Origin of the sequence: Desulfuribacillus stibiiarsenatis (assembly GCF_001742305.1) — a bacterium.
Taxonomy (GTDB): Bacteria; Bacillota; Bacilli; order Desulfuribacillales; family Desulfuribacillaceae; genus Desulfuribacillus_A; species Desulfuribacillus_A stibiiarsenatis.
The window spans coordinates 192,916-206,939 of the sequence record NZ_MJAT01000033.1 but is presented as its reverse complement, the minus strand read 5'-3'; the positions used below and the strand labels follow the sequence as shown (position 1 = coordinate 206,939).

Genomic DNA, 14,024 nt, shown 5'->3' with positions numbered 1-14,024 from the left:
GATGGCAAAAGACATTAAGTACAGAGAAGACGCACGACGTGCAATGCTTCGCGGTGTAGATGCATTAGCAAACGCTGTAAAAGTAACTTTAGGGCCTAAAGGTCGTAACGTAGTGTTAGAAAAGAAATTCGGTTCTCCACTAATTACTAATGATGGTGTAACTATCGCGAAGGAAATCGAATTAGAAGATGCTTTCGAAAACATGGGAGCACAGTTAGTGAAGGAAGTTGCTACTAAGACGAACGATGTAGCGGGTGACGGTACAACAACTGCAACTGTACTTGCGCAAGCTTTAATCCGTGAAGGACTAAAGAACGTGACTGCTGGTGCAAACCCAATGGTTATCAAAAAGGGTATTGAAAAAGCAACTCAAGTTGCTGTAGAAGAAATTAAAGCGATTTCTAAGAAGGTAGAAAGCAAAGCTGCTATTGCACAAGTTGCTGCTATCTCTGCTGCTGACGAAGAAATCGGTCAAATCATTGCAGAAGCAATGGATAAAGTAGGAAACGATGGAGTTATTACAGTAGAAGAGTCAAAGGGCTTTGTTACTGAGCTTGAAGTAGTAGAAGGTATGCAATTTGACCGCGGCTACATCTCTCCTTACATGGTAACTGACACAGATAAAATGGAAGCTGTTCTTGACAATCCATATATCTTAATCACAGATAAGAAGGTAAACAACATTCAAGAAATCCTTCCAGTACTTGAGAAGGTTGTTCAACAAGGCAAGCCGCTATTAATCATCGCAGAAGATTTAGAAGGCGAAGCGTTAGCGACATTAGTAGTGAATAAGTTACGTGGAACATTTACTTGCGTAGCTGTAAAAGCTCCTGGATTTGGCGACCGTCGTAAAGCAATGCTACAAGACATCGCTGCATTAACTGGTGGAGAAGTAATCACAGAAGAAGTAGGCTTAGACCTTAAGTCAGCTACTGTAGAGCAATTAGGAACTGCTCGTCAAGTTCGCATTACGAAAGAGAACACAATTATCGTTGACGGTGCTGGAAACCCAGAAGAAATTGGTGCTCGCGTAAAGCAAATCCGTGTACAAATCGAAGAAACTACTTCTGAGTTCGATAAAGAGAAGTTACAAGAGCGCTTAGCGAAGCTTGCTGGTGGAGTTGCAGTAATCAAAGTTGGAGCGGCTACTGAAACAGAATTAAAAGAGAAGAAATTACGCATCGAAGACGCACTAAACTCTACTCGTGCAGCAGTAGAAGAAGGTATCGTTTCTGGTGGTGGAACTGCTCTAGTAAACGTAATTCAAGCAGTATCGAAGATTCAATTACAACCAGAAGAGCAAGTAGGAGTACGCATTGTTCTTCGTGCATTAGAAGAGCCAATCCGTCAAATCGCTGACAATGCTGGACTTGAAGGTTCTGTAATCGTTGAGCGCATTAAGAATGAGCCTGTAGGCACTGGTTACAACGTTGCTACTGGCGAATGGGTGAACATGATCGAAGCGGGTATCGTTGACCCTGCGAAGGTTACTCGTTCCGCACTTCAAAATGCAGCATCAGTTGCAGCAATGTTCTTAACTACAGAAGTTGTAGTTGCTGACAAGAAAGAAGAAGGAAAAGGAATGCCAGACATGGGCGGAATGGGCGGCATGGGTGGCATGGGCGGAATGGGCGGAATGATGTAATCTAGGCCCTTAAAGCCTTATGCATCAGGAATTACCCCGAAGTAATGCCTAAATGATAACATTTTTGAAGCTTCTCAAAGGTTCATTTTGAACTTGTGAGAGGCTTCTTTTACTTGCATTTACGGTAAAGAGAGTGGTTTGTATTTTTACGTCACGTGAATTAGTCCATATTATGAACTTATCAATAAATTTCCAACATGGTTAATCGTAATCATATTTTTATCGCCAATTTATAAGTTTGGAATTCAATTCACAGCATATATCATTTTGAAGTATGGTAAATTTTCTTTACATATATAAAAAGTCCACTCAAAGGGACTGTTAGTTGTGACCTCTTGAGTGGACTTTTCTATGTCAAATACGTACCTATTTTCACTGATTTTTTGCGGCGGCAATAACTTTCTCGCTAATAAAAGGTGGTGCTTCTTCGTAGCGGGCGAACTTTGACGTAAAGCTACCCCGCGCTTGTGTAATTGATCGTAAATCTGTCGCATATTGGAACACTTCGGATTGAGGAACCTCTGCAATAATTAGTTGGTCGCCACTTACTTGTGGTTCGATACCCATGATCCGACCACGTCTTTTATTCAAATCACCCATCACTTCACCCATATACACTTCAGGAATAATTACCTTTAACTCGGCCATCGGCTCTAATAGAACAGGGCTAGCGGTCTCAATTCCTTTCTTAAAGGCAATCGTTGCAGCGATTTTAAATGCCATCTCCGATGAGTCGACATCATGATATGATCCATCGTGCAGGGTCGCTTTGATATTAATCACAGGAAATCCTGCAAGGACGCCATGCTCCATAGCTTCTCTTAACCCCTTTTCTACGGCAGGGATATAAGACTTAGGTACAGCGCCGCCAAATACGTTCTCGTGGAATTCGAATTCTTCACTAGAAGGTTCGAACTTAATTTTTACATCTCCATACTGACCATGGCCGCCTGACTGTTTTTTGTGCTTTCCTTGCACATCCGCAGTACCTTTAATCGTCTCTCGGTAGGGAACTTTCGCATCACTTAGCTCGACGTCAACTCCAAATTTACTCTTTAGCTTACTAACTATGACTTTTATATGTAGTTCTCCTTGCCCTTTAATGAGGGTTTGCTTTGTTTCGGTATTTCTTGCAAAAGAAAAGCTAGGGTCCTCTTCAGCTAACTTTGTAAGTCCGATGTGGATTTTATCTTCATCGCCTTTAGCCTTTGGTTCAATGGCTAGGTATAGTTGTGGCTCAGAAATATCGATTTTGCTATACATGATGGGCGCGTTCACGCTACAAAGGGTATCACCTGTTACAGTATGATGTAATTTTGCAACAGCAACAATATCGCCAGCTAATGCAGCAGTCACGTCAATTTGCTGTTTGCCCCGTAAGATAAACAGATTTGATATTTTTTCCTTTTCGTCTTTGTTTGCATTGAATACTTCGGTGTCAGGGGTGAGTTTGCCAGAAATCATTTTCAATAATGAAATTTTACCTACATATGGGTCGATGATTGTTTTGAAAACTTGTGCGGAAAAAGGTTCATTGAACTCTAAAGTTCGCTTTACTTTTTGCTTAGTGTAAGGGTTTATACCTTCTTTTGCAGGCATATCCATTGGGGAAGGGGAATAGTCAGTAATCATACTTAACATGGTGTGGATCCCGATGTTTTTATTAGCAGCCCCGCAGATTACAGGCACGACACTGCCGGAAATGATACCAGCGCGGAGTCCGTTCTGAATTTCATCTTCGGTAAACGGTTCTCCTCCGAAGTATTTATCCATGAGTACTTCATCACTCTCGGCTACGGATTCCATTAACATTTCACGAATCTCGTGTGCTTTATCGAGTAAAGCATCAGGAATGGGTTTTGCTATACAGTCCTTGCCTGTATATTCCCACGCAACCATCTTCGCTACATTCACGTTGCCGATAAATGTCTCGTTAGCTCCAAGGGGGATTTGGAAAGGAGCTATTTTCTTTCCGAAGGTTTCGCGCAGCTCTTTTAATACCTTTTCGAAATTTGCTGTATCACGATCCATCTTATTGACAAAGATAAACGTAGGGATATTTCTTGCCATTGCCATATCCCAGGCTTTCTCTGTACCTACTTCAACTCCGCTTGTGGCATCGACGGTTATAATTACACCGCCGGTTACTTTTATACTACTTTGGGCTTCGGCAATAAAATCAAAATAGCCTGGAGTATCAAGAAAATTAATCTTATAACCTTCCCATTCTATCGGGATGAGCGACGTGCTTATCGAAATCGCTCTTGCAGTCTCTTCCTTATCAAAGTCAGAAACAGTATTGCCATCTTCTGTCTTGCCCAATCTTGTCGTTAATTTTGCAGTAAATAAAGCAGCTTCTGTGATGGAGGTTTTACCACTACCGCCATGTCCTAACAAGGTGATATTTCTGATTTTGTCTGCTTCATAAGCTTTCATCCAATCAGCTCCTCTTATGTTAGTGCTTTTGTTTTTATCGTACTACTGAGTACTATAAAAGTAAATATATAGAATGGTACGATAAGGAAATAATAGGATTAATCGAGATATAAATAATAAAAACTTATTCAAACATAAGAGTTTGTTATATTACATTCATGCCAGAAAATACCCTTGAACCTTTTATGATAATCTAGTATAGTTAATACTACAGGACTATAAGATTTATAGTCCTAAGGCTATAAAATAATCATATAATAGTTTAAGAGGCTAGCTGAGAACTACTAATTATATACATTTTATGGGGACAACACAGTTAGTAGGCACGTCGTTTGACTATCAAACTACTAAGCTAGTTGCATTTATTCAATTCTTTTTACTAGATACTTTAAGGAGGGGATCATCAATGGGAGTAACAAGAAGACAATTCTTGAAACTTTCAGGAGCTACGGCGGCAACATTAGCAGTTGTTGATTTAGGGTTTGATGCAAATGCTGTACAAGCAAAAACGCAAACACTTAAAATCGAATCTGCTACTGAAGTTCCATCAATCTGCCCGTATTGCTCTGTAGGGTGTGGTATCATTTGCTACACGAAAGACGGTAAGCTTATCAGTTCTGAGGGAGATCCAAGGAATCCGAACAACAGAGGATCACTTTGCAGTAAAGGTTCTTCATTAAAGCAGACGCATTACAGCCATAAGCGTGTGAAGAATCCTATGTACCGCGCAGCTGGATCTGACAAGTGGGAAGAAAAAGATTGGGAGTGGATGTTAGATAGAATCGCCGAGAAGATGAAAGAAACTCGCGATGCTACATTCCGTGAAACACTTAATGGCATTACAGTAAACCACAATACTGGGATTGCAAGCTTAGGTGGAGCTGCACTTGAGAATGAAGAGTGCTACTTAATTTCTAAGTTAATGCGTGGTCTTGGTACTGTATGGTTAGAGCACCAGGCTCGTATTTGACACAGCTCTACGGTTGCCGGTCTGGCACCATCTTTTGGTCGTGGAGCAATGACGAATCACTGGGTAGACTTCAAGAATGCAGACGTAATCTTCATTATCGGAGGTAACCCTGCTGAGAACCACCCAATTTCTTGGAAGTGGATTGAAGAAGCACAACGCACACGTGGTGCGAAGATTGTAACTGTTGATCCAAGATTTACACGTTCAGCAGCAAGATCTGATGTATATGCTCCTATGCGTTCAGGTACTGATATTCCATTTATCTTTGGTTTAATGAAGTATATTATTGATAATGGCTTAGAGCATAGAGATTATGTGCTAAAATATACAAACTCTTCATTTATCATTAACGATGAATATGAATTCAACGATGGGTTATTCTCGGGATACGATGCAGCGGGCAGAAAGTATGCGAATGCTTCATGGGCATATAAGAAGGATGAAGAAGGTAACGTTATCAAGGACGAGACTTTACAAGATCCTCGCTGTGTATGGCAGTTATTAAAGAAACATTTAGAGCGTTATGATGTTGATACTGTTTGTTCAGTAACAGGAACTCCGAAGGAAGACTACCTAGCGGTAGCTGAGATTGTATGTTCTACTGGTTCTGGCGATCGTTCTGGTAACATCAACTACGCTATGGGAACGACACAACATACAGTGGGTTCTCAAAACGTTCGTTCATATGCAATGTTGCAGTTACTATTAGGAAACATGGGCTTACCGGGTGGTGGAGTAAATGCTCTTCGTGGAGAGGCAAACGTACAAGGTTCTACGGACTTTGCGTTACTATTCCATATCCTACCTGGCTATTTACCAGCTCCAACTGGAACGCCACTGCATGAAAACTTAGAAGCATATAATAAGACGACTCCTGGCGGATATTGGACTAACCGTCCGAAATTCATGGCAAGCTTACTAAAGGCTTGGTGGGGTGATTACGCTACACCAGAAAACGATTTCAGCTATGATTTCTTACCGAAGTCTTATGGAAACCATTCATTTATATCAATTTTCGAAGCAATGTATGAAGGTACAATAAAGGGTCTAATCTGTTGGGGACAGAATCCAATGGTTGGTGGGCCAAACTCTAACAAGGAAAGAGCTGCAATGGCGAATCTTGACTGGTTAGTGTCAATTGACCTATATGAAACAGAAACGGCTGCTTTCTGGCAAGACAATGATGGCTCACAAGCGAAGTCTGCTGACATTAATACTGAAGTATTCTTCTTACCGGCGAATGCACCAATGGAGAAAGAAGGAACTGTATCAAACAGTGGACGTTGGATGCAATATCGTTGGAAGGCTGTATCTCCAAGAGAAGGTGTGCACTCTAAGTCTGATTTATTCATAGCGAATGACCTTGGATTACGCATTAAGAAGTTATATGAAGGTAGTACAGCTGCTAAGGATATTCCAATCCAAAAGCTTACATGGAACTACAGTGCAGGCATTGGCGAGTATCCAAACATCCAAAGAATTGCGAAAGAAATCAACGGTTATAACGTTGAAACTGGCAAGACAGTTGGATTGTTCGGGGAGCTTCAAGCTGACGGAACAACTGCTTGTGGTAACTGGATTTACAGTGGTTGCTACACGAAAGACGTTGACGTAACGACAGATCAAGAAAATGACCAATTCTATAAAGACTATAAGGCTTGCCGTCGCGATGACACTGATCTTGGTCCAGATGGTAAAGAAGGCATTGGTTCTTACTTGAACTGGTCCTATGCTTGGCCTGCAAACCGCCGCATTCTTTACAACCGTTGCTCTGCAGACTGGAATGGAAATTCATGGTCTAAGGATAAGGCGTCAATCTGGTGGAATGGTGAGAAGTGGGCGGGATACGATGTTCCTGACTTCGTAGGCACAAGAGCACCTCAAGATCCAGGTGGTATGAATCCGTTTATCATGATGAATGATGGTGTAGGGGCATTATTTGCACCGACAGGCATGGTGGATGGTCCATTCCCTGAACACTATGAGCCATTAGAGAGCCCAATTCCGAACGCATTTAACTCTGTAGAGTTAAACCCTGCGGTTCATATATATGACTCGTCAATGAACGAAGTATGTTCAAGAGATGTGTACCCAATCGTTGCTACTACGTACAGAATGTGCGAACACTGGCAATCAGGGGTTATGACTCGTAACTTAGCATGGTTATCTGAGCTTGTTCCTCACATGTTCGTAGAATTAAGTGAAGAATTAGCTGCTGCAAAGCAAATTAAGAACGGCGAACAAGTTGAAGTATTCAACGAGCGCGGTGTTGTAAAAGCTGTAGCTATGGTAACAAAACGCTTTAAGCCATTCAATATTCGTGGCCAAGAAGTTCATCAAATCGGTATGCCTTGGCACTTTGGTTACAAAGGTATCGTAACAGGACACCAAGCGAACCTACTGACATCTCATATTGGTTGTGCGAATACAAGAATCCCTGAATATAAAGCATTCTTATGCGACGTTAGGAGGGCGTAACCATGGCATACACTAAATATATTGACACAACGAAATGCTCTGCATGCCGCGGGTGTATGGTAAGCTGTAAGAATTGGAACGAACTTCCTGCTGTTAACGAAGCGTTTCAGGGTAGCTATCAATCTCATGCTGCTGTAGGAGCTAACACTTGGTGCTTAATCAAGTTTAAAGAACATGAAGTAAACGGTAAGATGGAATGGCACTTCATGAAAGATACTTGCAAACATTGTGTGGATGCTGCTTGCGTAAAGGCTTGCCCGCAAAATGCTCTGTATCATACAGAGTGGGGTGCAGTTGATCGTGATTGGGATAAGTGCGTAGGTTGCGGATATTGTGCAAGATACTGCCCATTCAAAGTTATCCAAGTTCAAGAATATACAGAAGCTGGCGATATCATCATTGATGATGCAAAACACCCTACTTTTATGGAGGAGCCAGGATGCCAGAATGCGGTTCGTAAGAGCCAATACAAAGGCGCAGTAGTTAAGAAATCTACTAAGTGTAACCACTGTGTAGATCGTGTAGAAGCTGGAATGAAGCCTGCATGTGTTACGACTTGCCCAAGCGGTGCTCTAGAGTTTGGCGACCGTGAAGCAATGATTCAAAAGGCAAATGCTCGTTTGGCTGAAGTACAAGCGAAGTATCCAAATGCTAACGTATACAATCCTGCTAGTATTGATGGAACCAATGCAATTTATGTATTAGGCGAGAAGCCAGAGTTTTTCGACCTTCCTGCTAAGCCTGTTGTACCAGCTTCACTTGCTCTATGGAAAGACATCGTTCAACCATTTGGTAAGGTAGCTATGGGAGCAACTGCTGCAGTAGCAATCGCTAGTTTCATTTTAACTAGAGGAAAAGGCGGTCATCATGATGATCATGATGTCAAGAAGGGAGGAGAAGCATAATGAGTAAGAATGTGCCAATGTTAAAAGACGGTAAAATTTATCGTTTTACTCCCACTGCTAGATTCACTCACTGGTTATATGTAGGTTCATATGCTGTATTGTTCTTAACAGGTTTACTGTTATTTGCAGATACGTTTGACTTCTTAGCACCATTATTTGGTGGGTATGAAGGAGCGCAATTGATTCATAGAATCTTTGCTGTAGTATTCTTATTACCAGCTGTAATCTTTGTGTTGTTCGATCCTAAGAGCTTCTTCGGATGGTTAAAGGACTGCTTCACATGGACAATGGATGACATTAAGTTCTTCCCTGCTTTTGCTATGGAATTGTTCGGAATGCATCCTAAGTGCCCTCCTCAAGGCTTCATCAACGCTGGGGAGAAAGTTAACTCATTATTAACAATTACTTTCACAACGTTAATCGTTATCTCTGGATTTGTAATGTGGTTCCCTGAGTCTTTCAGTACTGCAGTAGTTCAATGGTCATATGTGATTCATAGTGGTGCAATGGCATTATTAAGTGCAGTAGCTATCGTACACATTTACCTTGGAACGTTCAACCCAGGATCTAAGGCTGCATTACCAGGCATGATTAACGGTTATGTAGATGCTGAATTTGCTAAGGGTCACCATGAGAAGTGGTACAACGAAGTAGTGGCAGCAGAAAAGAAAAAGAAGAGTTCTTAATTATTAAGCGTACGCACAATAATTAAGTCAATAAAGTTAAATATTAGCGAAAAGTGAAATAGAATCATGGAGCCAGTTGCTCCATGATTCTATTCATGCTAATATCTTTATAAGGATGAATTTCATGGTACATCAGAATTTATAAATTTTATCTGATGTACATAGCTATGCATTAGCAACACATCAGTAATAAATTACTGTGTTTTTGCGTCAGTGCTACTAAGGCATTCTTATAGCGAGACTTATGCAAGGCATATAGCGAGGCTTATACCTTGCGTGCTTCGCCAGAAGGCTTGGCAAATGCAAGTTTTCTTTAAAACTACGATTAAAGGGGTTATATATATGAGCGATTCCGCAGCAAACAAAGACTACCTAAAATTGCACAAAGAAATAGCGAAGCAAGTCAATAGCCTTATAGATCAGGTTGAATTTGCGAATTTAGCATTGATTGATGGCTATCTACAGGAACAAGTGAAACAGAAGAAACCAATCGCATCTGTCATTGATGTCCCTATTGATGCTAAGCAATTCTTTGGATTTGTTCAACAAATTGCAGAAATTAGCGTAGGGAATCAACCCCATCTACAAGAAACAATGGATGCAATTACAACAGCCTTAAAAACTACTGACGAAACAGAAAAATTTATTGAAGCTACAAAATGTTTGAATTCGTATTATTTTGCAGACTTTGCAGAAAGAAATTCTTTAAATGGTGCGATTGTACAATTCCTAGCAGAGATGGCATATCGTCCATACATTAAAGCATTAGCCAAATTATTAGATGAAAAGGTTAAGTTTGAAGGATATAACCATAATATGTGCCCAGTATGTGGGGAGAAAGCTCGTCTTGCACGAGGAGCGGAAGATGGTAAGCGTGAAGCATGCTGTACGCGCTGTGATACGGTATGGGAGATTCAACGTTTACAATGTCCACATTGTAAAAATGAAAAGCATGAAGATTTGAAATATATCGTTGCAGGCGATGACGAGAATAGAAAGTTATATGTGTGTGAATCTTGCAAAGGATATATTAAAATTGTGAATTTGAAAGATCAGCTTGGTACACCGAGCTTTTTCATAATAGATTTAGAGACAATCCATCTTGATATGGTGGCAAGCCAAGAGGGTTACGGAGAAGAAGCCGAATCCAATAGCAAAGTAATGTAAAACTAAGCGTATCTTGTATAGACAATACTGGATACGCTTTTTGCAATCTTATAATAATCTTAGGGGAGTTGAAAAACATGAAGGCAAAATCTAAGGTTTGGTTGGAGAGAGATAATAACGTTGTGTTCGGAGACGGTAGACAAGTATTACTAGAAGCTATCGAATCCACGGGATCGATACGTCAAGCGGCAAGCAAGCTAGGCATGTCTTATCGGGCGGCATGGGGGAAGATTAAAGCTACTGAGGAACGCCTCGGAATCGATTTAGTAAGTACGAAAGCCGGCGGTTCAGACAGTGGGACTTTTTTAACGGAAAATGGAAAAGAGTTCATGAGAAAGTACGAGATGTTTAAAAAGGAATCGAATCAGGCTGTTGATGAAATACATAAAAAATATTTTTCCTCCTAATGCATTCTTGACGAACAAAATAACTGTTGATAAAATTACATCTAATCTTGATTATGCTAAGGAGTGTAAGATACGTGCAAAAGCCAGAACAGAAAGTGATTGTACTTGACTTTGGAGGTCAATACAATCAACTGATTGCAAGAAGAATTCGTGAATTAGGTGTTTACAGCGAATTGATGTCTCATAAGATTACGATAGATAAGATTAAAGAATTAAATCCAAAGGGGATTATTTTCTCTGGAGGACCAAATAGCGTGTACAGCGAAAACGCACCGAAGGTAGACACAGAAATTTATGAGTTAGGGATTCCTATCTTGGGGATTTGCTATGGGATGCAAATGATGTCTTATCACTTTGATGGCAAAGTAGAAAGAGCTAACGTCAGAGAGTACGGAAAAGCTACCATCCAAGTGAAGAATGACAAAAGCTTGCTGTATAGAAATTTACCTGCAGAGCAACAAGTTTGGATGAGTCATAGTGACCTTGTGATTGAGCCACCTACTGGTTTTGCTGTAGATGCTAGTACGGACCACGCACCTGTGGCAGCCATGAGTCATATCGATAAGAAGTTCTACGCAGTACAGTTCCACCCTGAAGTCTTACATTCTATTCATGGTAACGATATGTTGAAGAATTTCATTACAGAGGTATGTGGTTGTGAATTAAATTGGACAGCTAGTAACTTTGTGGAAATGTCGATTGATGATATCAAGCAAAAGGCAGGCAATAAAAAGGTGCTTCTTGGTCTGAGTGGTGGAGTAGATTCTTCGGTTGCGGCTGTGTTAACTCACCGTGCCGTTGGAGACAATTTAACTTGTATCTTTGTCGATCATGGATTATTACGTAAAAACGAAGCTGAGCAAGTGATGGAGACCTTCAAGGAAGGGTTCCATATGAATATTATCCTTGTCGATGCCAAAGAACGTTTCATGTCAAAATTACAAGGCGTAAGCGATCCAGAAACTAAACGTAAGATCATCGGTGAAGAGTTCATTCGAGTATTCGAAGAAGAATCGAAGAAACTTGGACAGTTCGATTATTTAGTACAAGGGACCTTATATACTGATATCGTTGAGAGCGGTACAGACACTGCGACAACAATCAAATCGCATCATAACGTAGGCGGATTACCAGAAGACATAGATTTCCAAATCATCGAGCCATTAAACACGCTATTTAAAGACGAAGTTCGTCGTGTAGGAGAAGAATTAGGATTACCTGATACAATAGTATGGAGACATCCGTTCCCAGGTCCTGGTCTTGCAATTCGTGCGATTGGCGAAGTGACAGAAGAAAAGCTGCATATTCTTCGTGAGTCTGATGCTATTCTTGAGCAGGAAGTTCGTAAAGCTGGGCTGTATCGTGAGGTATGGCAAATGTTCACGGTAGTTCCGAATGTGCGTAGTGTAGGTGTTATGGGTGATGAAAGAACATACAACCATGCAGTTGCAATTCGCGCTGTTACTAGTACGGATGGAATGACGGCCGATTGGGCGCATCTTCCTTATGAATTATTACAGAAGTTATCCACACGTATGATCAATGAGATCCCTGAAGTAAACCGCGTTGTGTACGACATTACTTCTAAGCCACCAGCAACGATTGAGTGGGAATAACTGGTTTAAAACCTAAAAATTAAAATACACGAACAATAAAGTTTATTACGAACTTAATGTTCGTGTTTTTTGTTGACTTTTGTCGAAACTCTTGCTAAACTAAGGTTGATAGTTTTGAAAAAAATTTCAAACGTAAGGTTCGTATATTCCTGGGAATAAGGCTCAGAAGTCTCTACCAAGCAACCGTAAATTGCTTGACTACGAAACGTCACGTATCATTGGTTATCTCTGGATACTTTTTTGTTATGTTGGAGATAATGATGATGCGCTTGTTTTCGTAGAGCCTAGTGTGTATAAATAGACACTAGGCTCTGCTATTTCCAAAATTTCATTTAAAAGGAGATGTACGAATGGCTAGTCAAGAAAGTGCAGTTGGTAAGTATTTTGGTTTTAAAGAACACAACACGAATTTCAGAACAGAGTTTGTGGCAGGTCTAACAACATTTTTAACAATGGCCTACATAATCTTTGTAAACCCAGCAATTCTATCGGATGCGGGTATGGATTTTGGGGCAGTATTCGTAGCAACAGTATTAGCAGCTACAATCGGTAGTTTAATCATGGGGCTCTATGCTAACTATCCAATTGCTTTAGCACCAGGTATGGGATTAAATGCTTATTTTGCGTATACCGTTGTATTAGGCATGAACTATCCTTGGCAAGTAGCATTAGGTGCAGTATTTGTTTCTGGTATTATATTCCTACTTCTTACAGTTACGAAGCTTCGCGAAACAATTATTAACGTGTTCCCTTCAGGTTTAAAAAGTGCAGTGGCAGCCGGTATAGGTCTATTCATTGCATTCATTGGCTTGAAAAATGCAAGTATCGTTGTTGCAAACCCTGCAACATATGTTGGATTAAATCCAGAAATCTTCACTGGTACACCGTTATTGACTTTAGTAGGTATTGTAATTATCGCATTATTAATGATTCGTAAAGTTCCTGGTGGTATCTTTATCGGGATGTTGATTACAGCAGTAATTGGACTTGTTACTGGTGATGTAATTCGTCCAGAAGGTTTCGTACAAGCTCCTCCTAGTATGGCACCTACATTCATGCAAATGGATGTTATGGGTGCGTTAGAGTTAGGTGCATTAACAATCGTATTTGCATTCTTATTTGTAGATTTCTTTGACACTGCTGGTACTTTAACTGGTGTTGCGAAACAAGGAAATATGTTAGTTGACAACAAACTTCCTAGAGCGGGTAGAGCGTTAACAGCTGACTCTGTTGCTACAATCGCAGGTGCTGCGTTTGGTACATCTACGACTACTTCATATATCGAGTCATCTGCTGGGGTTGCTGCAGGTGGACGTACAGGTATGACAGCTGTAGTTACTGGTTTACTATTCTTAGTATCATTACCGTTTTTCCCAATTATTAAGGCACTAGCATTATCACCTGCTGTTACTTCTCCTGTACTTATTATTGTAGGTGTTCTTATGGCGTCAAGCCTTAAAGATATCGAGTGGGGAGAGTTCTCAGAAGCAGTGCCAGCGTTTATGACAGCGTTGTTAATGCCTTTAAGCTTCAGTATCGCAACGGGTATTGCTTTTGGTTTTATTTTCTACCCAATTATTAAATTATTCGCTGGAAAAGGTAAAGAAGTTCACCCAATCGTGTATATCATCGGCGTGTTGTTCGTACTTCGTTTCTTATTCCTTGGTGGAGAATAATATACAATTTTAATAGTTAAATAGAGAGGACTCTTTAC

At 40.6% G+C, this 14,024-nt stretch carries 10 protein-coding genes and 1 riboswitch; of the genes, 9 read left to right on the top strand and 1 reads right to left on the bottom strand.

Annotated elements, in window-relative coordinates:
- The first annotated feature begins 1 nt into the window (after position 1).
- Together groL and BHU72_RS16665 are read left to right on the top strand one after the other, a co-directional pair.
- Entirely contained in the window at positions 2–1,645 is a 1,644-nt protein-coding gene (gene groL / locus BHU72_RS10260) for a chaperonin GroEL (protein WP_069702538.1), read from the top strand.
- Positions 1,646–1,804: 159 nt separating this feature from the next.
- Positions 1,805–1,945 carry a YcnL family membrane protein gene (locus BHU72_RS16665; protein WP_495657304.1) on the top strand — a complete coding sequence of 47 codons (141 nt, stop codon included), beginning with the start codon at positions 1,805–1,807 and terminating at the stop codon, positions 1,943–1,945.
- Between the two features lie 72 nt (positions 1,946–2,017).
- On the opposite strand, the gene fusA is transcribed toward BHU72_RS16665, so the two are convergent.
- The gene (gene fusA / locus BHU72_RS10255) at positions 2,018–4,081 is read right to left on the bottom strand and encodes an elongation factor G (RefSeq protein WP_069702537.1); all 2,064 of its coding nucleotides are present in this window, start codon (positions 4,079–4,081) and stop codon (positions 2,018–2,020) included.
- 406 nt (positions 4,082–4,487) lie between these two features.
- Between fusA and fdnG the strand changes: the two genes are divergently transcribed.
- The 7 genes from fdnG (at position 4,488) to BHU72_RS10215 (ending at position 13,986) form a co-directional block, all read left to right on the top strand.
- Positions 4,488–7,529: a formate dehydrogenase-N subunit alpha gene (gene fdnG / locus BHU72_RS10245; RefSeq protein ID WP_083248387.1), complete on the top strand. Its 3,042-nt coding sequence runs from the start codon at positions 4,488–4,490 to the stop codon at positions 7,527–7,529.
- Positions 7,530–7,531: 2 nt separating this feature from the next.
- On the top strand, positions 7,532–8,434 hold the full coding sequence (locus BHU72_RS10240) for a 4Fe-4S dicluster domain-containing protein (RefSeq protein ID WP_069702534.1): 903 nt from the start codon (positions 7,532–7,534) through the stop codon (positions 8,432–8,434).
- Positions 8,434–9,120, top strand: a complete 687-nt coding sequence (locus BHU72_RS10235) for a formate dehydrogenase subunit gamma (RefSeq protein WP_069702533.1) — start codon at positions 8,434–8,436, stop codon at positions 9,118–9,120. Before BHU72_RS10240 ends, BHU72_RS10235 begins: the two co-directional genes overlap by 1 nt.
- A 342-nt stretch (positions 9,121–9,462) precedes the next feature.
- Positions 9,463–10,287: a formate dehydrogenase accessory protein FdhE gene (locus BHU72_RS10230; protein ID WP_176720459.1), complete on the top strand. Its 825-nt coding sequence runs from the start codon at positions 9,463–9,465 to the stop codon at positions 10,285–10,287.
- A gap of 77 nt (positions 10,288–10,364) precedes the next feature.
- Entirely contained in the window at positions 10,365–10,694 is a 330-nt protein-coding gene (locus tag BHU72_RS10225) for a winged helix-turn-helix domain-containing protein (protein WP_069702531.1), read from the top strand.
- Positions 10,695–10,768: 74 nt separating this feature from the next.
- Entirely contained in the window at positions 10,769–12,310 is a 1,542-nt protein-coding gene (gene guaA, locus BHU72_RS10220) for a glutamine-hydrolyzing GMP synthase (protein WP_301553527.1), read from the top strand.
- Positions 12,311–12,429: 119 nt separating this feature from the next.
- Positions 12,430–12,531: riboswitch (purine riboswitch) on the top strand.
- 129 nt (positions 12,532–12,660) lie between these two features.
- Positions 12,661–13,986, top strand: a complete 1,326-nt coding sequence (locus tag BHU72_RS10215; RefSeq protein WP_069702530.1) for an NCS2 family permease — start codon at positions 12,661–12,663, stop codon at positions 13,984–13,986.
- Positions 13,987–14,024: the final 38 nt, after the last annotated feature.